Here is a 22,662-nt window from a genome sequence, read left to right on the forward strand (position 1 = left end):
TAATTGTACAATTGGGTTAAAGATTTTGTTTTTTTAATTCCTCTATTGCATGATCTACGGCCCGGGCGGTAAACGCCATATACGTTAATGAAGGATTCACACAATTTGCTGAGGCCATAAAAGAACCATCTGTAACAAAAACATTGGGCGCGTCCCAAACCTGGTTCCATTTATTGAGTACGGATGTTTTAGGATCGGCCCCCATACGTGCCGTACCCATTTCATGGATCCCGCGGCCAATGGTACCATCTCCCTCACGTCCCTTTACATCTTTTACGCCGGCCTTTTCGAGCATTTCGATGGCGTCATTTTTCATATCAATGCGCATCTTCCGCTCGTTGTCCTTCCATTCTGCATCGATCGACAATACATTCAGTCCCCACTTGTCTTTCTTGTTCTGATCCAATGTTACCACATTTTCATGGTAGGGAAGGATTTCTCCAAAACCTCCAATATTCATGCTCCACGATCCGGGCTCGGTTAATGATTCCTTTAATCCAACACCGATGGTTTGTTCCTCTGCCGATGCATTGCCCCGGCCGCGGCCGCCACCACCCTGGTATCCAAAACCACGGATATAATCGCGCTTTTCACCATTCATATTCCGGAACCGCGGGATATAGATCCCATTGGCCCTGCGTCCGTATGTATATTTATCCTCATATCCTTCCACCCTTCCGCTGGCTCCCACACCAAGATGGTGATCCATCAGGTTATGGCCCAACTCTCCACTGGAGCTGCCCAGGCCACCCGGCCATATATCCGTAGCCGAGTTGAGCAGGATCCAGGTACTGTTTAACGTAGAAGCATTCAGGAAAACAATCTTGGCATTGTATACATAAGTCTTATTGGTTTCTGCATCCAGTACCTCAACGCCGGTAGCACGTTTTTTATCTTTGTCGTATAAGATCTTTGTTACAATACTCCAGGGCCGGAGTGTGAGGTTTCCCGTTTTCATGGCTGCCGGCAAAGTGGACGACTGCGTGCTGAAATAGCCGCCAAACGGACATCCCAGCCAGCACTTGTTCCGGTACTGGCAATTGGTACGCCCGGGTAAGGGCTCGGTAATATTGGCCACGCGACCGATGATCACCTGTCGTTGTCCCTTATAAATATCCTTGATACGCGCGGCAACATCTTTTTCAACAACCGTCATATCCATGGGAGGCAAAAATTGCCCATCGGGCAGGTGGCTGATGCCATCCCGGTTTCCGCTGATGCCAGCAAATTTTTCCACATAATCGTACCAGGACGCAATATCTTTATAACGTACCGGCCAGTCGGTACCAATTCCATCCTTTGCATTGGCTTCAAAATCCAGATCAGCCCAACGGTAGCTTTGACGGCCCCACATCAGCGACCGCCCACCTACATGATAGCCCCTGAACCAATCGAAACGTTTTACTTCGGTATAAGGCGATTCTTTTTCATCAACCCACCAGTCGAGGTTTGTTTCATTCAGCGGGTAATCGCGGTTCAGCACCGGGTGATCTTTGATCATCTCCTGTGTTTTTGAGCCCCTGTGCGGAAATTCCCACGGCGCCTTACCGGCATTAACATAGTCTTTTACATGCTCGATGTTTTTTCCACGTTCCAGCATGATTACTTTCAGTCCTTTTTCGGTAAGTTCCTTGGCGGCCCACCCTCCGGAGACACCGCTGCCAATAACAATAGCATCGTAAGTGTTATTTTCTGCCATTAAACTGTTTTTAAAAAAATCTAAAAATCGTTAGTAAAAAAAAGTAAACAACCCATTAATAGCTATAAAAGTATCGTTTTAAATCGAAATCCTTTGTTATTTTTTTTATAATTACATAAGCGGTATTGTGTGCTTTATACACGCTTTCAAAAAACGAACCGCACAGGACGTTTATCCGGAATAATTTATCTTTGCAGGATGAGTTTTTCAGGAACCAACCCATTTACAAAAACAGAAGCGGAAACGGATGTACTAACAGCGGAGGCTGCTTCCTGGCAACTGATCGTCTGGAACGATGACGTAAACAGTTTTGAATGGGTAATTGAAACCCTGATGGAGGTTTGCGGGCATACCTTTGAACAGGCCGAACAATGCTCTTACATTATTCATTTTAAAGGTAAATACGCCGTTAAAGAAGGTATGTACGAAGATCTTGAGCCTATGTGCAATGCCATCCTCGACCGCGGTATTTCCGCCACTATTGAAGCGTTGGTTGCATAACTATCCCATGCCCATTTTTGCCCTATCCGATAAACTGTATTTTCCGCCGGTATATATGGCTGAAAAGGATGGATTGCTGGCAATTGGCGGCGACCTGAATCCACAACGGCTTTTGCTGGCCTACGCTTCCGGTATTTTTCCCTGGTATGAAGTCCCCCCGGTGCTTTGGTGGTGCCCGAATCCGCGCTTTGTATTATTCCCGGATGAGTTCAGGAAAAGCAAAACGGTGCGCTCATTGCTTAACAAGAATGCCTTTGAGTTTACCATTAACCGCGCTTTTGAAAAAGTGATCCGTCATTGCCAGGAAGTAAAACGCAGCAACCAGGATGGCACCTGGATTACCGAAGAAGTAGTGCGGGCCTATCGGCAACTGCACCACGAGGGTTATGCGCACAGCGCTGAAGTATGGAAGGACGGGGCATTGGTGGGTGGCCTTTATGGGGTTCGCCTGGGGCGGGTATTTTTTGGAGAAAGTATGTTCAGCCTGGTCAGCAATGCCTCCCGTTATGCATTTGCCTGCTACACCGAACAGTTAAAAAAAGAACAGGTACAACTGATCGACTGCCAGGTGCATTCAGACTACCTGGAGAGCATGGGCGCCCGCATGATCGATGGAAAGGCCTTTGATGCGCTGCTGAAACGATATATTTCCGGACAATAATTTGAAAATCTGAAACTCCAACCTGAAACTTGAAACCTGGAACCTACCCTGCGGGAATGTAAAATATTGAATAAAAAATATAAAATGTAGAAGTGAATTTGAAACATTAAACGCATCGTTGGCATTCAACCATTCCCTTATAGCCATCAAAATCGAAAATCCCGGAATACGCATTAAAACCGGCTACCTATATAATGAGGAAGCATCTCGCGCCAGGTAGGCCAGTCGTGCTTATAGTTTTCGCCCCAGTTGTCAAATTCATAATAGATGCCTTTATTATACAGGATCCTGGCAAATTCCCCGCCAGCCTTTGGGTCTTCATAGGCGCCGGCGCCGGTCAGGATATGAATATGCGGACTTTTCCGGATCTGTTCCAGTATGCCATGATCGGCGAGGTTGGGCATATAATGCCAGGGGCTGTTAAAATAAACCGTATCGTTTATGAACCCGTCCGAATAATAAGTAAGGTCATACACGCCGCTCATCGCAATAACACCGGCTAAAAGATCGGGGCGTTTTAAAAACAAGTTCATGCTATGCAGTGCGCCAAAAGAAGCCCCGCTAACAAATACAGGGGTATCGCCGCCCGATGCGTTTTTGATAAAGGGAAGCACTTCATAATATACATAAGCATTCCACTGCTCATGTCGCTGCGCTTTGTCCCAGCTGTTCATTTCTTTATTAAGCCAGCTTTCGTTATTGACGCTGTCAATAGAATATACTTTTAATTTGCCGCCATTGATAAACGGCGCCAGGCTATCAATCAACTGAAAGCGTTCATATTCCAGGTAATCGGCGCCGGCAGTAGGCACCAGGAGCAGCACAGTGCCAATGGAACCATAACTAACAATGGGCATTGTTTTTTGCAGGGATGGGCTCAACCAGGACGTTATCTGCTTATTCATAAACCGGATTTTAATCTGTCTACAAAATAAGCTTTTTTTACGTTAAACAAAGCAAACTACTTCACCCCTTTTGTAATACCGTCCCACTGGTCGGTACGAAAGGGTGAGGCTGGTAAACCGGCACCGTTAACCAGGTTCGCGTCCGGATTATCGGCCCAGGCATAACGCACAGCTACTGGTTGTGTTACCTCAGGCGCACTTACGGTGATTGTATTACCGGCAATTTCAGCATTGGCCCAATAAAATTTTTTATCCGCGCCCGCAATGGCGAAGCCGGTCAGCTTTCCATCAGAAGCCTTCATACCCGCCGCATGGTCAAAAGTAAGTGCGATACGATTGCCCTTAATCTTTTGTGCCTGGTAACGCGGACCGGAGTATTCAATCTTCTTTTTATAATCTTTATTCAATGAAATCAGCGCCAGCCTTCTGCCAACCTCCTGTTTGTTTTTGGGATGAATATCCTTTTCCTCACCAATATCAATGATGGTCGCCATACCGGTATTGACAAGCTTTGTGGTCATCTGCTGTGCCTCCCTGAGCTCCGCCCAGGCCGAGGGGCCCGGCTGACCGGCACGCTTCATATAATTGGCCAGCTGTACAAAATAGAACGGGAAGTTGCCGGATGAAAATTTCTTACGCCAGTCTTTGATCATCGCCGGAAACAGCTCCCGGTATTGATAGGCCCGCCCGGCATTGGACTCACCCTGGTACCAGATAGCGCCTTTAATTCCATAGTCAATAACCGGTGCAATCATTGCATTATAAAGAACCGTAGGCCGGTTGGGATTATCGGGGTTCTTGGGGGCTGCAGGAAGATCCTTTAATGAGCTGGATACTTTATACAACCAGTTTCCGGGAAGGTCTATTTTTTGCCCGGAGCTGTTTTTTATAAACAACTGCGCCGGCTTTCCATAAATTCCCCCTCCATTACTATTGTCAGAAACACGAACCGTAAGATCATTATTCCCTTTTTTGATTAACCGGGCGGGGATGGTATACACCCGATCTATATTCCATGCGCTGGTAGCGCCAATCTGTTCGCCGTTAAACCAGGTAATATCATCATCATCAATCGGACCTAAGTTCAATATAAGATCCTCGGACTTCCAGCTTTCGGGGATGGCAACCTTCCGCTTAAACCATACAATTCCATCAAACCCGGGCAGTCCGTTTTCTTCAATGAGCCCCGGAACGGGCATTGTTTTCCAATCGGCGGTGTTTAACCCCGGAGCCGCCCACCGGCCGGCCATTCCTTTATCTGCTGCCTGCCGGCTTTTTTCCCAGTTGGCCAACTGACGCGCGAACTCTATTTTACTGGTTTCGCCGGCAGCCCTTATTTTTTCTGCGGCAGCTGCAAAATCAGGAAGCTGCTGTAAGGTTTCGTAACTGGTCCATGCTTCCGCAATGGTGCCGCCCCAGGAGCTGTGAATAAGCCCGATGGGGATCTTTGTTTTTTCATAAATCCCGCGGGCAAAGAAATAGGCCACAGCAGAAAAGTCGGCCACCGTTTTCGGCGTGCAGATATCCCATCCATTATTGCGTACCTCCAGGTTATTGATGGGCTGGTTGGCGGTAACATGTATAGCCTGTAACAACCGGATCTGCGGAAAATTGGCATTTGCGATCTCCTGCTCATAGTTGAGGATCTTTCCCCAGCCGGCCAGGGGCATTTCCATATTGGACTGGCCGGAACAAAGCCATACATCGCCAATGAGGACATTATTGAGCGTTACTGTATTTTCTTCAGATATACGGATGGTATAAGGCCCTCCAAAAGAAGGTGTGTTTACATGCAACTTCCAGTTGCCCAAAGCATCGGCCTTTGCCTGGTAAGTTCTTTTATTCCATGAGGTTTGTACGGTTATTATTTTTCCGGGCCCCGCCTTGCCCCAAAGAGCCGGAGCAGCTTTTTGCTGCAATACCATATTATCGCTGATCACGGCCGGCAGCGTTACCTCCGCATGCAGGCGGTTCAGGAAAAAGACACCAAGGGCAAACAATACCAATGTTTGTAAACGGCAAAAATTCATCTGTTTATTTTTTAATGGCCAGGTACAATGCGCCAAAACAATCACCGCTGCGGACAGCAGAATGCTTGTGGCTCTTTTCAAACAATCGCTTTTGAGGGTACTAAAATAAGCATATTTCGTTGACGGAACAAGCGTGTTTTATTTCACGGCCAACTGGTACGCCAGAAGCAAGAATACTATGCTGTTGCTGCCACTAAGACACAAAGCATACACGAAAAAAAAAACAACCTTCCCTTGGTGTTTCTTAGTACCTCCTGTGTTTGCCACAGAAGCTCTGAGATTCTGAGGATTTTGGAACCTTTGTAAATAAAAAGGAAGGCCAGCGCCATACCATTAAGAACTTCTGTGTTTCGGTGTTTCAGTGGCAATGACACAGAATCTTTGTGGCAGGAAAACCACGATGCTCAAAGACCCGCACTATAAAGCCTGCTGCTGGATATCGGGCGGTACCGGCAGGATCATACAGAATACTCCGGCTTTTGATACCGGCTTTTGTAATCCTGCGGCAGCAGCCCTGTCACCTTCCGGAATACGTCCCTAAAGGTTTTATCATCGGTATAGCCTACATCCATCATTACTTCAAATACGGTTTTGCGTCCCCGTTCCAGTTCTTTCTTTGCGGCTTCTACCTTTACACGCTGCAGGTATTCTACGGGAGTATTGCCGGTTGCTTTGATAAACCGCCGGTCAAAATTCCGGCGGCTGGTCGCCAGTTGCAGCGCCAGCTTTTCGAAAGAGATCCGGGTATCCAGATGCTCTTCAATATAGGTTTGCGCATCGCGGATGAGCTCATCATCGTGCGTCTTCTGTACCTGGAAGATGGTAAACGGAGACTGCGTGGTGCGGTCCACATCAATCTGAAAAACCTTTGAGCAAAGGATCGCGATGGAACGATCAAACAGTTGCTCTACCAGGTACAGCACCAGATTCAAAAAAGAATAAGCCCCCCCATTGGTGTAGATACCATTTTCGTGCGTGATGATTTTACCGGTAGCAATGCGAACCTCCGGAAACATGCGCTCAAATTCTTCCTTTTTATTCCAATGGATAGAGCAGGCCCCATTGTTGAGCAGGCCCGTTGCGGCCAAAAGAAAGCCTCCCGAACACATGCTGGCTACTTCTGCCCCGGTTTTGTATTGCAGGCGGATCCAGCTAAGCAATTCCTGGTTTTGCCGCACGGCCTCTTCATAAGCGCCCAATACGGCAGGAATCAGCACGAGGTCCGTGTGCCGGATGGAACGGATATCGGTTGGCCGGATAGCCAGATAACCATTGTGCGATCGTACTTCGGAAACAAAGCCGGCAATATCAATGTTCAATAAAGACGGATGACCGGCGCTTTTCCAGTATTCGTTGGCGCGGTAAAGGATGTCATAAGCCCCGCCAATGGTATTCACATTGACCATGCAATCCGGCACCACGATTGTTACCTGTTTCATACACAACAATTTTTTACAAAAGTACTAAACCTTTATGTCCAAATCCCCCCGGATCAAAGTCTATTTTACACGGCTACAATATCCAATTAAGACAATAGCTTTGCCTTATGTTCAGCAACACGGAATCAGATCCGTTTATTTTTAAACCTAAAAAATCAGCTATGCAACAGAATGATTTTACTACAACGATACGGGTAACCGAAACACCGGAACAGGTCTTTAATGCCATAAATAATGTGCGCGGATGGTGGAGCGAAGAAATATTGGGACCAACCGCCCATTTACACGATGAATTTCTTTACCACTACAAAGACGTGCATATCTGTAAACTAAAGTTAATTGAAGTGGTTCCGGGCAAAAGAGTGGTATGGCTGGTACTGGACAACGCCTTTAACTTCGTCAACGATCAAAGCGAGTGGAACGACACAAAAGTAATCTTCGACATTACAGTTAAGGATGGCCATACAGAATTGCATTTTACCCATCAGGGCCTGGTTCCTTCACATGAATGTTATGCTATTTGTCATGATGCATGGACCAACTATATCCAAAACAGTTTGTACCAGCTGATCACAACCGGCAAGGGCGGGCCCAACGCCAGGGAAGGTGGCTTCAATGAGGAGTTGCTCAAAAAATGGAAGATGCAGGCAGTATAAAACAAATTCAGGCGCAGTATGTACCTTTAGTGACAAAATGCGCCTTTATTTCCAGCTGAATAAAATATAAAACGCAGCCGCGAACAGTTGCCCCTATGTAAAAGAGGCCCACAGGAACACGCAGCAAAAAACGCCTGCCAAACGAAAGGTTTCAACAATATCATACCAATAAATACATTTCTATTATGACTGATCATCATTTCTCCGTTTCCATTATAACGGATCAAACGCCGGAAACGGTATTTAATGCGGTCAACAACGTACGTGCATGGTGGACCGAAAATCTTGAGGGTCAAACCCTTCATAAAGACAATGTGTTTGAAGTACGCTTTGGTGATGTTCACTATTCGCGACAACAATTAACCGAAGTGATCCCTGGTAAAAAAGTAGTATGGCTGGTTACTGACAGCCGGCTTAATTTTCTGCAAAACCAGTCGGAATGGAACCAGACCCGGGTTTGTTTTGAAATTTCGGAGCAAAAAGGCCAAACGGAACTGCGCTTTACCCATGAGGGGCTGCAACCCGGTGTAGAATGTTTTGACGCCTGCTCCAATGCCTGGTCGGATTTTATCAACGGCAGCCTGCGTAACCTGATTACCAGTGGCAAAGGAAACCCTGCCCTGAAGGCAGGCTGATCTGTTTTTTAAACCGCCTCATAGAAGAACTTCGGGTGATAGCTGCTGTTATAAATAAACAACACGGAGCCTTCCTTGATCGTTTCAATAATCGGCAAATTGAGCTCAACCGGCACTGCCGGGCATCCAAAACTGCGGCCAAGATATCCCAGTTCATCGATGCTCGACTGGCTTACATAGCGGGCCCCATGCAGTACAATCGCGCGCTGCATGGCCTTGTCGTTTAACCCCGGCTCCATGCCTTTTAACTTTAATGAGTAGCCGTTACCTCCATAATACGGTACGTCCGTAAGATAAAAACCAAGGCTGCTTTTATTGGAAGAAAGGGTGTTGCTAAAAGAAGTAGCCATCAATGCACCGGACCTGCGGCCATGCGCTGCCCAGGTATTAAAGAGTAATTTAAAGTTTTTGAGATCGAGGATATACAGGCGCTTGTTCACACTGGGCTGATCAAAATCAACAATTGTAATAATAGAATCATTCCGTACCTGGCCCTCTGCTTTCAGCTCCTCCAAACCCTCAAGGGCATAGGCAAAGGCCTTTTCAGAAAGCCCCTTCAGATCCAGATGCAGGCTATCATAAACCAGGGCAGACCGGTTCGCCTTCCACCCCAGCGACATGGGGTACAACGTTAAAAAGCTCAAAGCTTCCTTTGCCGGTGCAACAGCGGGAGCATGCCACGAAATATTTGTCACAGCTACAATTAAAAACGCCAGTGGTGTTATTTTTTTTACAATAAAAGCCCTCATCATTAAAAAATTCCTTTTTTAAATCAAAAAAAAGATATGGGTTTAAAATGATCCTAAATGAATCATACGGCGGATGCAAATCCAGGCCCGGCAGTGACCGGATGTTTTGGAGTGTTCAAATAAAATTTCCTCACAAAACCAGCGCAAAGGTACAGTTGCAACAGCATTTTTCTGTTAGAAAAAGCTTAAATAAGACATTTAATATAATTAAATTTATATATTTCTGTCACTCAATATCTAAAACTTCTTTTGCCAGGCGGATCATGGCCGGTTCGCCACTATATTTCCCTTTTTCATCCGAAAGCTTAACAGTAGGCACCCATCTTTTTTCATCAAACTGAACAGCCGTTAGCTTCATTACAATATTCATTGGCTCCAATCCCACATCATTGGTAAGGTTGGTACCAATTCCAAACGAGATACCAATGTGGCCCTTTGTAGCCCTTGTAATTTCTGCTACCTTTTCTGTATTGAGTCCATCGGAAAAAATGATGAATTTATAGGCGGGATTAATGCCCAGTTTTTTATAATGAGCAATGACCTTTTCTGCGTAACCGATAGGGTCGCCGCTATCGTGCCGCACGCCGTCAAAAAGCTTTGCAAACTTTTTATCAAACTGCTCAAAGAAAACATCATTGGTATAGGTATCGGACAAGGCCACTCCCAGGTCGCCGCGGTACACATCCGCCCAGTGCTCCAGGCTAAGTGCATTGGCCATGGTAAATCCATACTTTGCCGCGTGAAACATAAACCACTCATGCGCATGGGTGCCTATAGGCTTTGTTTTTGAACGCATGGCAAGATAAACGTTGCTGGTGCCTACAAAACTATTTTCACCCTGCCGGCTCAGGGTATCTACCACCAGCTGCTGCACTTCGTAGGAATGCCGGCGCCGGGTGCCAAACTCGGCTACGGGCACATCCAGATCCTTATAGATGCTTATTTTTTTGGCAGTATTTTTAACCACCTGTTCATCGGTATCCCGCCGCTGTTGTGTAAGCTGGTAATACAGTTCGCTGACCAGGAACAGCAGGGGCACTTCCCATAAAATAGTACGAAACCAATATCCCTCCACGGCAATTTCCAGCCGTTCTCCTTCCTGCAGGATGTTCACCTCAGCAGGATTATATGCATATCCTGCCAAAAAATGGAGGTAGGCAGCATTCAGATAAGGACAGTTGACAGCAAGATACCGGTACTCTTCGGGGGTCAGCTTCAACGTTGCCATCCGGTTTACCTGTATACGCAATGCATCGCCAAACCCCGGGGGAAATACATGCGCGCCCCGGTTGATGAAGGTGTATTTTGCCTTTACATCGGGAAACAACTGCATCACCGCGCACTGCATAGTAAATTTATAAAAATCATTATCAAGGATGGAGGGGGAAGGAAAATGCGGTTCAATATTCATGTATCAAACCTACAGTTTAATTTGAAGATTTGAAAATGTGGAAATATGGAAATATGGAAATGTGGAAATGAGATTCGGGTAGTGACGGAGTTTTCGTTTTTTAGTTTGAGGTTAGGGATTTGAGGTTTGACGTTGGGTACTAACTGAATCTTTCGTATACTAAGGTTTAAAGTTCCAGGTTTAAGGTTGGGCCATTAACGGGTTTTTCGTATAGTTAGTAGGTTTGTCGAAATCAGAAATCAGAAATCAGAAATCTTTACCGTTCTTTGCATCATGGCTATACAGGTTGGTATTATTATGGGCAGCGACAGTGATTTACCGGTAATAGAACCGGCAGCTGCCGTTCTGAAAACATTCGGCATCGATTATGAGGTAACGGTGGTTTCCGCACACCGCACCCCCCTACGTATGGTGGAGTATGCTCAAAAGGCAAAGGAACGGGGTTTGAAGGTTATCATCGCCGGCGCCGGCGGGGCCGCACATCTCCCGGGAATGGTAGCATCCATCACCTCCCTGCCGGTAATCGGGGTGCCGGTAAAATCGAGTAATTCGATTGATGGGTGGGATTCCGTACTCAGCATTCTGCAAATGCCCAACGGCGTGCCAGTGGCTACCGTGGCCCTCAATGCTGCAAAAAATGCGGGGATTCTTGCCGCACAAATCATTGGTGCTGCGGATGAGGCCGTTTATCAGAAGATGGTCCATTACAAACAGGAAATGGAAGCTGAAGTACTGCAGAAGGTAGAGCGGTTAAAAGGATCCGGACAACCGAATACATTTGATTCCTGATGCTTGAAATTTTGTTTTTCAGCTATCAGTTAGCATTTTTTAGCTTCAGCCGGTCACTTCAGGAATTAAAGATTGGGTACCAAATATGGAACCGGAACCCAACCTGGAACTTTATCCCGATTCCCGGGAAAACCAGAAACAGGCTTTCGGCCTCTGGCGCTGCGCTTTGAGCACTTTGAAATACGCTATACCGTTTCCAGTACCACAAACTCCTGCTCCAGTCCCAGCGAGTGTTTATAAAGGGTGTCGATCAACCGGCTCCCATACCGTGCATAAAACGGGATAAAATTTTCGATACGCTCCTGCAGGTTATTCAATGGAAACAGCTGTTCCTTTAATTTGACTGCCTGGTTCATGGCATCCTGGTGATTCCTTTTTTCAGCACGGAGCATTTTCTTACCCAGCTCGGTAATCCGTTTTGTGGCCGTAGTTTCCAGCGCCTCTATATGCCTTAATAAAGTAGCATCAATGGGGCCTGCCTGCGCCTCAAGGCCCGCGTATAGCAGCTTTATACCTGCAAGCGCGCCTTCCATATCCAGGTCGTTTGCCGAGTGTGCCCTTATCCAGTCATTCTTCAGCTCATGCAGCGGCTTAAATAACTGCGGCGTCCCAAAGCCCAGTTTTTTTACAAGGGCCGCCTGCTTCCCGTTGAGCAGCAAAAATGAATTTCTCAGTACCAATAACGGGTAGGGCACTTTATAGTATTCAAATATTTTTTTTAGCTGAATCCAGTAGGCCAGTTCTCCACCGCCCCCTACAAACAAAAGGTTGGGCAGGATCATTTCCTGAAATACCGGGCGCAGGATCACATTGGGACTAAACCGCTCCGGGTGCGCGTCTACCTCCTGCATCATTTCTGCCTCGGAGAATATATAGGGCGTATCCACTACCTGCCACTGGTTGCCCGAACGCTCGATCCGGTGGCGTCCTTCATCGGTTAAATAAAAGAGATTGATATCGCGGCTATGGGCCTGCACTTTATAGCCGGCAGCCGTTAATTCTGAAGCCGTGGCCTGCACCAATGCCGCGGAACGGCTGTTTCTTAACTCATCTTTAAACAGGTGCGCCGCAACGGATTTCAACTCCGGATTGTCGGGTATTACCACGATCAAACCAAAACGCTCAAACAGAAAATGCACCAATCCAAAAGTAGCATCCTGTATGGAAGCGCCCGGCGTATAACAGGCTCGCAATACCGCTCCGATCTCCCTGCCATAAGGCTCCACGCCTGTTTGCGCTTCAATCCGGTCGACCAGCTCCAACAGGGCTTTATCTACCTTCATACGCCCTACAGCGCCGGCCTGGGCAGTATTCCAGGTCATTTTTTGCCCGTCTATAAAAAGATGTCCCAGCTCGTCAAGATCAGCATCCTCGCTTCCCATATAGTATACGGGCACAAAATCATACTGCGGATATAATGCTTTGCTTTGCGCTGCAAGCTTAATGGCGTGCAGGATTTTGTAAATGAAATAAAAGGGACCTGTAAAAATATTGGGCTGGTGTGCCGTAATGGTTGTAAACGTGGTTTCCTTTTCCAATAGGGCCAGGTTGGCCGTTACTTTATCCGACAATGGCACCGCGCTGTATTGCTGTTGCAGTGCCTGTACCAGCAACTTGCGGTTGGTGGGTACCTGCCGCCGCCGCTCAATAGCGTCTGCTATCGCCGGAGCCGAGGGGAAACCATTATAAAAAGGTTGTAATTTTTCATCTTTACTCAAATAATCCAATGCCAGTTTTGTAAAAAAACCGGTTTCTGCGTAAGAAAGATTTAGGGTCTTACAGTCCATACATTGATATTGCAATCCAAAATGAAAATACAATAACATTTTTAAAGTGAAATAGTTTTATTTTTAGCCAATGATCATTTTAATACAATGTACCGACCAGGTGGGGCTGGTAGCCGCTATTTCCAAAGTGATGGCAGACGCGGCGTTCAATATCATTTCCATGAGGGAATACGTGAATGTGGAGGCTAATCGTTTTTATCTTCGTGTGGAGGTAGCCGATCATAGTTTTAATACATCGCATATTGAGGCTGCGCTACAGCAGGTGCTCCCTGCCGGAAGTACGATCTTTATCAATACCGATGTTAAAAAAAAGGTGGCCGTTTTGGTAACCAAAGAATATCATTGCCTGGGCGACATCCTGCTGCGCAACTATTTCAATACCCTGGATGCTTCTGTTGCCTGCGTCATTGGCAACCACGAAACCCTGCGGTCGCTTACCGGGAAGTTTGATATCCCTTTTCATTATGTGGATCACCAGGACCGTTCAAAAGAGGATTTTGAAACGGCATTGGCGGGCGTGCTCAACCACTACCAGTTTGACTATATCATTCTTGCAAAATTTATGCGGATCCTGTCGCCGCAATTTGTAGCCGCATATCCCCACCGGGTGATTAATATTCATCACTCCTTTTTACCCGCATTTATCGGCGCCAGTCCATACCGCCAGGCTTATGAGCGGGGAGTAAAGCTGATTGGAGCAACGGCCCATTTTGTTACCGATGTACTGGATGAGGGACCTATTATTACACAACAGATCATTCCTGTTAACCATGCGCATTCGGTAAAAGACATGGTAACCCTGGGCAAAGAAATTGAAGAATCCGTTTTGGCAAAAGCCTTACAGCTGGTGTTGCAGGATCGGGTAATTGTAGATGGCAATAAAACCGTGGTTTTTGAGAACTAAAAAAGCAACGGTATCAAAGCTGAAAGCAAATCAATGCCGGGAAGGCGGAAATGCGGAAAGATATTGTTTTTCAAATGTCTTTAACTTACCGTATCGCCGTATTCCCGGCAAGGTATCATTTTTGAGCCCATGTTCTCCCGGGCATTAAAAACAACCACCCTTTATCAGGAGGCCTTCTTTACAAAAACCTTCTGGTAAATGAACAGCAGGACCACGGCTCCGCCGATGGCAAATAAGAAACCCATAAAGGACCAGTTGGCGCTAATGTCAATATTGAGCAACCCGGCAACGAATCTTCCCAGGAAAGCGCCGCCAATACCAATAAGGCTTGTAACGATCCAGCCGCCGGGGTCCTTGCCCGGATGAATGGCTTTAGCTATAAGACCTGCAATTAATCCAAAAATGATCCAGGAAATCAGATGACCCATAGTTTTTAAGTTTTAATGATAGAAAATTAAGTTGCGACACTTAAAGTTACTACAAAAAAACATGCCAAAGAAGAATTTACGCTTAAGGGAACAGGGTAGTTATCAACAGGTTACCCCCCAATAACACGTTCTATTTTTCCTGCCTGCATCATAAAATCAGCCAGGGCAATGGCCGTAACCGCTTCCACAATTACGGGCGCACGCAGGGCTACACAGAGATCATGGCGGCCTTTGACGGAAAAATCTTCCATCTGGCCTGTTTCCCAGTTTAGGCTGTGCTGTGGCTTGGGTGTGGATGCCGTTGGCTTTATGGCGATGCGAAATACCAGCTCATTCCCATTGGTGATACCGCCAACGATACCTCCTGCGTGATTGGTTGTGGTTTTCCCATCGTTATTTTCGATGGGGTCGTTATGTTGTGAACCGAACATTTTTGCTGCGGCAAAGCCCGTCCCAAACTCCACTCCTTTTACCGCTGGAATAGTAAACAGCAAATGCGCCAGCACCGATTCAACAGAATCAAAATAAGGTTCACCCAAACCTACCGGCAATCCATTTACACGGCATTCGATCAGGCCGCCCACTGAATCCTTGGCTTCAATAGCCTTTTGTAATCCGCTTTCGGGATCGGGGTCGCCGCCTATTTCGGTAATCCTTGCTTCAATGGAAACATCCCTGAGCAGTTTTTTGGCGATGACGCCGGCTGCCACCAGTCCTGTGGTTAAACGGGCACTAAAATGCCCGCCGCCACGGTAGTCCTCAAACCCGCCAAATTTTTTATGGGCCACAAAATCTGCATGTCCGGGCCTTGGAAAGCTTCTTAATTTTTCATAGTCACCGCTGCGGGTATTTTTATTTTCAAAATAGATCATTACCGGAAATCCGGTAGTTTTTCCGTTAAACACACCGCTTTTAAACATCGGTATATCGTCCTCCTTCCTGGGTGTAGCGCCTTTTTGGTTGCCCCCTTTCCTACGTTCCATATCCGGAAGAAAATCCTCCACCGGCACGTCCAGTCCCGCAGGGATCCCGTCCAGCACTACACCTACACATTCCCCGTGGGATTCGCCAAAGATCTGTACCCTGAATAATTGTCCGAATGCATTCATTGTTTTTAGATTTGAGATTTGAGCGCGCTGCTATTATACTTCTTACCGGATGGATTTGTGCATTGATTTTCGCGCGAAGACGCTATGGAGCAAGGACGCAACGATTTTTACTGGACATTTTACCCGGTACGGAGTATAGCAACACCCATTTCTTATTAACTACTCCCTATTAACTACTAACTATTATCCATTGACTATTGCCCGTTTTTATCCGAATAAATTTCGTTCAGCGCCTTCCTGTACTCCAATCCACCGGTAACCGTTGCTCCCAGTTCCTTTAAATGATCATAGAAATCGGGATACGATTTATTGATAGCCTCTGCATGTTCAATCGTTACCGGGCCATCGGCTTTTAATGCCGCTGTGGCACAAGCCATCGCAATCCGGTGGTCATGGCGCGAATGTACTTCGGCTCCTTTAACCGGTCCTCCATGCACGCGCATGATATCGCCATCCAGGTCAACCCGGATGCCCATTTTACCAAACTCCTCCTGTAGGGTAATACCCCGGTCGCTTTCTTTATGCGCCAGCCGGCTCACCCCTTTTATGGTAGTAACTCCTTCGCAATTGGCCGCCAGCGCCACCAGCGGAGGAAAGAGATCGGGGCAATCCGTGGCGTCAAATTCAAACGCCCGCATTGCCGCTGCGTGCAACACAATCCCCTTTGCCTCCATAGCCATACCCGCTCCGGCAGCCATTAAGGCTTCTATGATTTTTTTATCGGCCTGGGTGCTGGTTTGCTGAAGCCCCTGCACACGGATATCTCCTGCAATAGCCCCTGCTACCAACAAAAAAGCGCCCCCGCTCCAGTCGCCTTCTACGGTGTAGTTGATTGTTTCAGGTTCCAGGTTTAAAGTTTCAGGTTCCCTGCCGGAAAATGTGAACGTTTCATAATTGTTGTTTTCCGGCACCTGCAAGCCAAATTGCTGCATTACGTTTAACGTAAGATCAATATAAGGTTTGCTTTTGAGATCCTTTACCTTAATGGTAACGGGTTCTTTTACCGGAACAGCGGAAAATGCCATCAGCAAGCCCGTAAGAAACTGCGAACTAAGCGAGCCATCGATCAGGATCTCTTTGGGTTGTAAGGGACCATTGACTTTTAACGGCAACTTACCGCCGTTGGAATGAATGGAAACGCCCAATTGCGGCAGTATCTGATCAAAAAAATCCATAGGCCGGGTTACCAGGCTTCCTTCTCCGTTAATGGTCACCTCATTTTTGCACAGTGCCACAATGGGAGTAAACATCCTGATGCTTAAACCGCTTTCGCCGCAATGGACCGCCGCTTCTTTTGATACAATAGCGGCAGGGTTGCTTAAAAAGGAGCTTTCAATTTCAACGGTATCACGGTCTATTTCCTTAATGGTTGCCCCTAATGATTTGATGATGCCCATAGCGGCAATATCATCATTACTATGCCCGGGATTTTTAATTACCGCTTTTTGCGTTGAAAGCAGCGCTGCTGCGCAGGCCCGTTGCATGGAGCTTTTGGACGCTGCCGCATAAATGTTGCCCGACAATTTTGAAGGATGTATCGTTATATTCATTTATTCGAGATTTGAGCTATCAGCATTTAGCTTCCAGCGTTCAGCATTTATAGTTTATTGATCATTTTTTCCAGCTGCTTCATCGGGATAGCTTTTATAATGCCCTTGCCAATTTTATCGAGCAATACAAAATTCATTTCTTTCCGTTCCCGTTTCTTATCCATTTTCAGACTGTCAAACACTTTTTTGCGGTCAAAATCGGCATAAGTCGGCAACCCGTATTGTTCCAGAAGGGTTACCACAGCCGCCGTTTGCGTAAAACCGGTCAGCGCCTCAGAGATCTGGCAGGCATAGGTGGTGCCGATGGCCACGGCTTGTCCATGCATGAGTTCATACTCTTTTTCCAGGGCATGCCCAATGGTATGTCCCAGGTTCAGCAACCGGCGATCGCCTTTCTCAAACTCATCCTTCTGTACCACTTTGGTTTTTATCAGTGCATTCCGCTGAATTAAGCTGCTCAGCTTCTTCTTATCTTTTTGATAAGACGAAAGTGACTCCTGCTGAAGCTGCTTAAACATGGGTGCATCTTTGATACAAGCGTGTTTAATGATTTCTGCAAAGCCATTCTCCCATTCATTCTGAGGAAGCGACTGTAAAAAAGCCACATCATGCAGGATAAAAGAGGGTTGCCGGATGACGCCTACCAGGTTTTTATACCGGTCTACATCAATACCGTTTTTCCCCCCAATGGATGCGTCTACCAGCGCCAGTATGGAAGTTGGTACAAAACCAAAACGGATGCCCCGCATATAAACGGAAGCTATATAGCCCGTAAGATCGGTGATCACGCCTCCTCCAACACCTACCAGTACCGTTTGCCGGTCGGCTTCCATTTTTATAAGGGTGTCAATCACTTCATCTACCGTAGCCTGCACCTTGTATTCCTCGCCCGGCTTCAGCACAATTACGTTCAGACCTTTAAAAACAGCCGGGTGTGCCTTAAAAATGTTTTCATCGGTAATGATCACCAATGATTTTTTATCTGCGATCCTGGTTACCTGCTTCAAAGAGCTGTCGAAATAAAAATGCGTGGAAGCGTTTGAAAATTTAATGACTTTTTCCATTTCTTTTGTGGGTAGTGAAATATTTTTGGTGAAATGTCTTAAGTGAGACGTTTTAGTGAATGAGTGTCATCAATATGAAGGGGATAGTTCATAGTTCACGAAGCAGCTACTGCCGGGCATGAACTATGAACTATGCATGATTGATCCGTTATTGCGCGTCCATTATATTTTTCTGATGATTGATGCTTTCCAGGTGCACGGCATCCAGGTACTTCATGATAAAGTCTTTGCTCAATCCCAGTTTTTCACCTTTCGCCATCATCTTATCGAGGATCTCCTGCCACCGGTTGGTTTGCAAAATGGTAAGGTTATTTTCCTTTTTGTACTGACCAATCTTATCAGCGATCTTCATACGCTGGGAAATGATCTGCAGCATTTCATCATCGAGATGGTTGATCTGCTGACGGAGTTTTTCCAATCCGCCCTGCAATTCAGAATTGTCTTTGCTCTCTTTTCTCCATACAATTGCCTCCAGCATCTCTTTCAGGCGTTCGGGTGTTACCTGCTGCTTGGCATCGCTCCAGGCGTTGTCCGGATCGATATGCGACTCAATCATCACACCATCATAATCCAGGTCAATCGCTTTTTGCGCAACATCGAACAGTCCATCACGGTTACCACAGATATGCGAAGGATCGTTAATGATCGGAAGGTCGGGGAAACGCAGTTTCATTTCAATGGCCAGGTGCCACATGGGTGCATTACGGAACTGTGTATTACCATAAGAAGAAAATCCACGATGGATCAAACCGATGTCTTTGATACCGGCACGGGCGATTCGCTCCACACCTCCACCCCAGAGCTCCAGATCGGGGTTAATCGGGTTTTTCACCAGCACAGGTACATCCACCCCTCTTAATGCATCGGCCACTTCCTGCACGCTAAACGGGTTTACCGTGGTACGCGCACCAATCCAGAGGATATCCACATCAAAAGTCAATGCGGCTTCTACCTGTTTGGCAGTAGCTACTTCCACCGCAGTGGGCAGCCCGGTAGCTTTTTTTGCCGCCTGCAACCAGGGCAGGCCTTTGGCACCGATGCCTTCAAACATTCCCGGCTTGGTTCTGGGTTTCCAGATGCCGGCGCGCAGCGCATCTACTTTACCGGTTGCAGCCAGTCGCTGTGCCGTAGCCAATACCTGTTCTTCTGTTTCAGCGCTGCAGGGCCCGCTGATAACGATGGGGCGTTTTGCCCATACCTGTTGTGTTTTTTCCTTATCCGTCATTTCAAGAGTTTTCATTTTTCCTGTGATTTTTTGAATGTTTATGTTGTTCTTATTTGATGATGCGCCTTATCTTGTTAGCATCCGCAATCAATGCCTGTAAGCGGCCGCTGTTATCTGTTTGTATGGATTCTTTAAATTTTGTAAGCTGGTCGATATGCTCCGTCAGCACATCAATGATATTCTCCTTGTTTTGTAGAAAGATGGGCACCCACATATCCGGGTTACTCTTGGCCAGCCGCACGGTACTTTCAAAACCGGCAGAGGCAATTTCAAAAATGGCGCTCTCTACTTTTTCTTTTTCCAGCACGGTATTGGCCAGTGCAAAGGAGGTAATATGACTGATATGGCTTACATAAGCTACGTGAAGATCATGGGCCTTCGCCTCCATTTCCACCACCCGCATCCCGATTTTGGTATACATCTTCTTAACCCACTCCAGGGCATCCGCATCCGATTCATCGGAGTTGCAGACAATCACCGCCTTTCCTTCAAAAGCGCCGCGCACGGCCGATTTGGGACCGCTGTACTCCGTACCCCACATCGGGTGGGTGGCTACAAAACGGCCGCGTTTGGGATGCTTTTGCAGCACATCAATCACCGATCCTTTTGTAGAGCCCATATCCATTACGATCTGGTTTGTCACCTTATCCATGATCTGCGGAAGCAAGTGCACCATTTTATTTACCGGTATGGCCAGGATGACTACATCCGCCGCGGCAATCGCTTCATCGAGGGGTAATAATTCATCCACCAGTTCATACTCCAGCGCCTGCGCCGCGTGCTCCATACTGGCCTCCACACCAATAAGCCGGGAAGAGAGTTTCTTCTCGTGCAGCTGCAACGCTATTGAGCCACCGATGAGGCCCACTCCAATAATTGCCACTCTTTTACGATTGTCCATTGGTTCCGCTCATTTCTGATTTCTCATTTCTGATCTTCCCTATCTGCGCACTTATGCGGGTGATGGCTGTATCAAACCGCTCAATAGAACCGCATAAGCTGATCCGGATATACCCGTTGCCCGCCGCCCCAAAGATACCACCCGGAGTTATAAACACATCTGCATTATATAATACGGCATCTGCCAGCTCATAGCCATCTTTATATCCTGCAGGAATGGCCGCCCACATAAACAATCCTACCTGCTCCTTTGAATAGGTGCAACCCAGGAGGTTCAGCAGTTCATACACTTTCTCGCGCCGTGCCCTGTAAACGGCATTTACTTCATCATGCCAGTCCTGGCCCAGGCTTAAGGCCGTTGCCGCCGCCAGCTGCAGGGGCAAAAACATACCGCTGTCCATATTACTTTTAAAACGCAGCACTTCATTAATACGGTCCGCGGCCCCGCAGAGCACTCCTACGCGCCAGCCCGCCATATTATGCGACTTACTGAGCGAGTTGAGCTCTACAGCCACCTCTTTAGCCCCTTCAATAGCCAGGATGCTTGACGGGTGATCGTTCAGAATAAAGCTATAGGGATTATCATGCACCAGCAGTATATGATGCTTTTTTGCAAAAGCGATCAGCGCCTTCATTACTTCCGGGCTGGCCTGCTGGCCGGTAGGCATCTGCGGATAATTAACAAACATGAGCTTTACACAGGAAAGATCGTTTGCCTCTATCGCAGCAAGATCGGGCTGATAGTTATTTTCCTCCTTCAGTTCATAATCCATACACACACCTCCGGCAATGGCTACATTGCTCCGGTAGGTTGGGTAGCCCGGGTTGGGCACCAGGGCGGCATCACCCTCATTAAGATAGGTCATGCAGATGTGCATAATACCTTCTTTACTTCCGATGAGGGGCAGTATTTCGGTATCCGGATCCAGCCTTACACCATACCATCGCTGGTACCAGTCTGCAAAAGCCTGACGTAAAACCGGACTGCCTTTATAATTTTGATAACCGTGTACATTGGTCTTCTCCGCCTCTTCCTGCAGGGTCTTAATCACCTCCGGGTGCGGCGGCAGGTCGGGGCTGCCAATACCCAGGTTAACGATGTTTTTACCCTGTTGATTCAGGTTGTCGATTTCTCTCAGTTTTTTAGAGAAGTAGTACTCCCCTATGCCTTGTAATCTTCTTGCTATTTCCATGAGCCTCTTTTATAAATGCCATAAACTTTTAACCCGGTAGTCACAGGTTTAACCTTGTCCATCACTTTTTCAAAGTCTCTTATTTGCTCAAACTCCATATCGGCATGAAACTGGTACCGGAACTGCGATCCCGGAATGGGAAAGCTCTGCAGTTTGGTCAGGTTTACTTCTTCTTTTGATATAATGGAAAGCACTTTGGCCAGACTTCCCTTGGAATGATCCGTATGAAAATTGATGGAAGCCTTATCACCTTCCACGGCTGTTGCCAGGTCTTCTTTACGCCGCAGCACAAGAAAACGCGTATAATTATTTTTTAAGGTTTGAATTTTGGGAGCGATGATCTTTAGCCCGTAAAGCTCCGCGGCCAGTTTACTGGCAATGGCGGCAATATGCCGGGCCTTATGCTGTGCAATATGCCGGGCGCTCAGGGCGGTGTCGTCCGCATCCACCAATTTCCACCGAAACTGGTCGAGGTATTCATAGCACTGCTGCAGGGCCATGGTATGCGAATGCACTTCCTTAATATCCTCCAGCTCCACATCCGGGTTTACCAGCAAGTTCTGGTTGATCTGCATATATACTTCACCAACAATCTTCAGATCGCTGCCCTGCAGTAAATTATAATTTGGTAAAATGCTGCCTGCGATCGAATTCTCGATTGCCATTACACACCCGTTTGTACGGCCGGGATCCTTTGCCGCTGCAATCACCTCTTTAAAGGTATCGCAACATTCAACCGTCACATTTTTTTTAAAAAACTGGTTGGCAGCCTCCTGGTGAAAACTTCCTTCGTAGCCCTGTATGGCCATGTGTACTGTGCTGCCTGGCGTTGCATCTTTTGTCATTGTTGCTCAACTATTACGATTACAAAAAAATCCCGGCCTTTTTCGCCGGGATCCTCTTTTATTCTGAATGATTTTTGTTACAAAATTATTTCGACAAAAGCATACCCGGCTTCCCGCTAAAAAAGAAGAAGCTAAAATAAAACCAGGTATAGAATTTTGTTGATTTCATAAACGAGGCTCAA

21 protein-coding genes are annotated in these 22,662 nt (G+C 46.9%); 6 read left to right on the forward strand and 15 right to left on the reverse strand.

Translation table 11 applies throughout. The features are described from left to right. Positions 1-16: 16 nt before the first annotated feature. A complete protein-coding gene (locus GGU45_RS01845; protein ID WP_435221488.1) occupies positions 17-1,699 on the reverse strand; it encodes a GMC oxidoreductase in 1,683 nt (560 codons plus the stop codon). Positions 1,700-1,897: 198 nt separating this feature from the next. On the opposite strand from GGU45_RS01845, the gene GGU45_RS01850 reads away from it, so the two are divergent. Continuing rightward, positions 1,898-2,200 (forward strand): ATP-dependent Clp protease adaptor ClpS, encoded by a 303-nt coding sequence (locus GGU45_RS01850; RefSeq protein ID WP_435221490.1) that lies wholly within the window; start codon positions 1,898-1,900, stop codon positions 2,198-2,200. A 55-nt stretch (positions 2,201-2,255) separates the two neighbouring features. Beyond that, a complete protein-coding gene (aat, locus tag GGU45_RS01855) occupies positions 2,256-2,861 on the forward strand; it encodes a leucyl/phenylalanyl-tRNA--protein transferase (protein WP_435221492.1) in 606 nt (201 codons plus the stop codon). Between the two features lie 173 nt (positions 2,862-3,034). On the opposite strand, the gene GGU45_RS01860 is transcribed toward aat, so the two are convergent. From GGU45_RS01860 to GGU45_RS01870, 3 genes are all read right to left on the reverse strand, one after another. Continuing rightward, a complete protein-coding gene (locus GGU45_RS01860) occupies positions 3,035-3,766 on the reverse strand; it encodes an esterase family protein (RefSeq protein ID WP_435221494.1) in 732 nt (243 codons plus the stop codon). 56 nt (positions 3,767-3,822) lie between these two features. Next, on the reverse strand, positions 3,823-5,796 hold the full coding sequence (locus GGU45_RS01865; RefSeq protein WP_435221496.1) for a sialate O-acetylesterase: 1,974 nt from the start codon (positions 5,794-5,796) through the stop codon (positions 3,823-3,825). Positions 5,797-6,254: 458 nt separating this feature from the next. Further along, positions 6,255-7,235: a GlxA family transcriptional regulator gene (locus GGU45_RS01870; RefSeq protein WP_435221498.1), complete on the reverse strand. Its 981-nt coding sequence runs from the start codon at positions 7,233-7,235 to the stop codon at positions 6,255-6,257. A gap of 161 nt (positions 7,236-7,396) precedes the next feature. Between GGU45_RS01870 and GGU45_RS01875 the strand changes: the two genes are divergently transcribed. Together GGU45_RS01875 and GGU45_RS01880 are read left to right on the forward strand one after the other, a co-directional pair. Next, positions 7,397-7,891, forward strand: a complete 495-nt coding sequence (locus GGU45_RS01875) for an SRPBCC family protein (protein WP_435221500.1) — start codon at positions 7,397-7,399, stop codon at positions 7,889-7,891. A gap of 185 nt (positions 7,892-8,076) precedes the next feature. Beyond that, on the forward strand, positions 8,077-8,526 hold the full coding sequence (locus tag GGU45_RS01880; RefSeq protein WP_435221502.1) for an SRPBCC family protein: 450 nt from the start codon (positions 8,077-8,079) through the stop codon (positions 8,524-8,526). Positions 8,527-8,534: 8 nt separating this feature from the next. Here GGU45_RS01880 and GGU45_RS01885 read toward each other — a convergent pair whose 3' ends face one another. Both GGU45_RS01885 and pncB read right to left on the reverse strand, forming a co-directional pair. After that, complete coding sequence (locus GGU45_RS01885; protein ID WP_435221503.1) at positions 8,535-9,221, reverse strand: murein L,D-transpeptidase catalytic domain family protein; 687 nt, start codon at positions 9,219-9,221, stop codon at positions 8,535-8,537. Positions 9,222-9,501: 280 nt separating this feature from the next. After that, a complete protein-coding gene (pncB, locus tag GGU45_RS01890) occupies positions 9,502-10,686 on the reverse strand; it encodes a nicotinate phosphoribosyltransferase (RefSeq protein ID WP_435221504.1) in 1,185 nt (394 codons plus the stop codon). Between the two features lie 273 nt (positions 10,687-10,959). On the opposite strand from pncB, the gene purE reads away from it, so the two are divergent. Next, positions 10,960-11,475, forward strand: a complete 516-nt coding sequence (gene purE, locus GGU45_RS01895; protein ID WP_435221506.1) for a 5-(carboxyamino)imidazole ribonucleotide mutase — start codon at positions 10,960-10,962, stop codon at positions 11,473-11,475. 185 nt (positions 11,476-11,660) lie between these two features. Here purE and bshC read toward each other — a convergent pair whose 3' ends face one another. Next, positions 11,661-13,262, reverse strand: coding sequence for a bacillithiol biosynthesis cysteine-adding enzyme BshC (bshC, locus tag GGU45_RS01900; protein ID WP_435221507.1), 1,602 nt, complete (start codon positions 13,260-13,262; stop codon positions 11,661-11,663). 70 nt (positions 13,263-13,332) lie between these two features. On the opposite strand from bshC, the gene purU reads away from it, so the two are divergent. After that, positions 13,333-14,166: a formyltetrahydrofolate deformylase gene (gene purU / locus GGU45_RS01905; protein WP_435221509.1), complete on the forward strand. Its 834-nt coding sequence runs from the start codon at positions 13,333-13,335 to the stop codon at positions 14,164-14,166. A 164-nt stretch (positions 14,167-14,330) separates the two neighbouring features. Here purU and GGU45_RS01910 read toward each other — a convergent pair whose 3' ends face one another. The 8 genes from GGU45_RS01910 to GGU45_RS01945 form a co-directional block, all read right to left on the reverse strand. Further along, positions 14,331-14,594 carry a GlsB/YeaQ/YmgE family stress response membrane protein gene (locus tag GGU45_RS01910; protein ID WP_435221510.1) on the reverse strand — a complete coding sequence of 88 codons (264 nt, stop codon included), beginning with the start codon at positions 14,592-14,594 and terminating at the stop codon, positions 14,331-14,333. A 110-nt stretch (positions 14,595-14,704) separates the two neighbouring features. Beyond that, positions 14,705-15,703 carry a chorismate synthase gene (locus GGU45_RS01915; RefSeq protein WP_435221512.1) on the reverse strand — a complete coding sequence of 333 codons (999 nt, stop codon included), beginning with the start codon at positions 15,701-15,703 and terminating at the stop codon, positions 14,705-14,707. A gap of 194 nt (positions 15,704-15,897) precedes the next feature. After that, positions 15,898-17,253: a 3-phosphoshikimate 1-carboxyvinyltransferase gene (gene aroA / locus GGU45_RS01920; RefSeq protein ID WP_435221513.1), complete on the reverse strand. Its 1,356-nt coding sequence runs from the start codon at positions 17,251-17,253 to the stop codon at positions 15,898-15,900. A gap of 47 nt (positions 17,254-17,300) precedes the next feature. Then, a complete protein-coding gene (gene aroB, locus GGU45_RS01925) occupies positions 17,301-18,317 on the reverse strand; it encodes a 3-dehydroquinate synthase (RefSeq protein WP_435221515.1) in 1,017 nt (338 codons plus the stop codon). 148 nt (positions 18,318-18,465) lie between these two features. Further along, entirely contained in the window at positions 18,466-19,557 is a 1,092-nt protein-coding gene (locus GGU45_RS01930; protein WP_435221516.1) for a chorismate mutase, read from the reverse strand. Between the two features lie 34 nt (positions 19,558-19,591). Continuing rightward, positions 19,592-20,443 (reverse strand): prephenate dehydrogenase, encoded by an 852-nt coding sequence (locus GGU45_RS01935; RefSeq protein WP_435221517.1) that lies wholly within the window; start codon positions 20,441-20,443, stop codon positions 19,592-19,594. Then, complete coding sequence (locus GGU45_RS01940; protein WP_435221518.1) at positions 20,430-21,635, reverse strand: pyridoxal phosphate-dependent aminotransferase; 1,206 nt, start codon at positions 21,633-21,635, stop codon at positions 20,430-20,432. Before GGU45_RS01940 ends, GGU45_RS01935 begins: the two co-directional genes overlap by 14 nt. Next, on the reverse strand, positions 21,626-22,480 hold the full coding sequence (locus GGU45_RS01945; RefSeq protein WP_435221520.1) for a prephenate dehydratase: 855 nt from the start codon (positions 22,478-22,480) through the stop codon (positions 21,626-21,628). The genes GGU45_RS01940 and GGU45_RS01945 overlap by 10 nt, the downstream gene beginning before the upstream one ends. Positions 22,481-22,662: the final 182 nt, after the last annotated feature.

The organism is Niabella hirudinis (genome assembly GCF_051201075.1).
GTDB lineage: Bacteria > Bacteroidota > Bacteroidia > Chitinophagales > Chitinophagaceae > Niabella > Niabella hirudinis.

Coding starts and splice junctions, on each gene's coding strand:
- purE (WP_435221506.1), top strand. CDS start 10,960: ATGGCTATACAGGTTGGTATTATTATGGGCAGCGACAGTGATTTACCG.
- GGU45_RS01860 (WP_435221494.1), bottom strand. CDS start 3,766: ATGAATAAGCAGATAACGTCCTGGTTGAGCCCATCCCTGCAAAAAACA.
- aat (WP_435221492.1), top strand. CDS start 2,256: ATGGCTGAAAAGGATGGATTGCTGGCAATTGGCGGCGACCTGAATCCA.
- GGU45_RS01935 (WP_435221517.1), bottom strand. CDS start 20,443: ATGGACAATCGTAAAAGAGTGGCAATTATTGGAGTGGGCCTCATCGGT.
- GGU45_RS01945 (WP_435221520.1), bottom strand. CDS start 22,480: ATGACAAAAGATGCAACGCCAGGCAGCACAGTACACATGGCCATACAG.
- GGU45_RS01875 (WP_435221500.1), top strand. CDS start 7,397: ATGCAACAGAATGATTTTACTACAACGATACGGGTAACCGAAACACCG.
- GGU45_RS01910 (WP_435221510.1), bottom strand. CDS start 14,594: ATGGGTCATCTGATTTCCTGGATCATTTTTGGATTAATTGCAGGTCTT.
- GGU45_RS01915 (WP_435221512.1), bottom strand. CDS start 15,703: ATGAATGCATTCGGACAATTATTCAGGGTACAGATCTTTGGCGAATCC.
- bshC (WP_435221507.1), bottom strand. CDS start 13,262: ATGGACTGTAAGACCCTAAATCTTTCTTACGCAGAAACCGGTTTTTTT.
- GGU45_RS01880 (WP_435221502.1), top strand. CDS start 8,077: ATGACTGATCATCATTTCTCCGTTTCCATTATAACGGATCAAACGCCG.
- GGU45_RS01850 (WP_435221490.1), top strand. CDS start 1,898: ATGAGTTTTTCAGGAACCAACCCATTTACAAAAACAGAAGCGGAAACG.
- GGU45_RS01940 (WP_435221518.1), bottom strand. CDS start 21,635: ATGGAAATAGCAAGAAGATTACAAGGCATAGGGGAGTACTACTTCTCT.
- pncB (WP_435221504.1), bottom strand. CDS start 10,686: ATGAATATTGAACCGCATTTTCCTTCCCCCTCCATCCTTGATAATGAT.
- GGU45_RS01930 (WP_435221516.1), bottom strand. CDS start 19,557: ATGAAAACTCTTGAAATGACGGATAAGGAAAAAACACAACAGGTATGG.
- GGU45_RS01865 (WP_435221496.1), bottom strand. CDS start 5,796: ATGAATTTTTGCCGTTTACAAACATTGGTATTGTTTGCCCTTGGTGTC.
- GGU45_RS01870 (WP_435221498.1), bottom strand. CDS start 7,235: ATGAAACAGGTAACAATCGTGGTGCCGGATTGCATGGTCAATGTGAAT.
- purU (WP_435221509.1), top strand. CDS start 13,333: ATGATCATTTTAATACAATGTACCGACCAGGTGGGGCTGGTAGCCGCT.
- aroB (WP_435221515.1), bottom strand. CDS start 18,317: ATGGAAAAAGTCATTAAATTTTCAAACGCTTCCACGCATTTTTATTTC.
- aroA (WP_435221513.1), bottom strand. CDS start 17,253: ATGAATATAACGATACATCCTTCAAAATTGTCGGGCAACATTTATGCG.
- GGU45_RS01845 (WP_435221488.1), bottom strand. CDS start 1,699: ATGGCAGAAAATAACACTTACGATGCTATTGTTATTGGCAGCGGTGTC.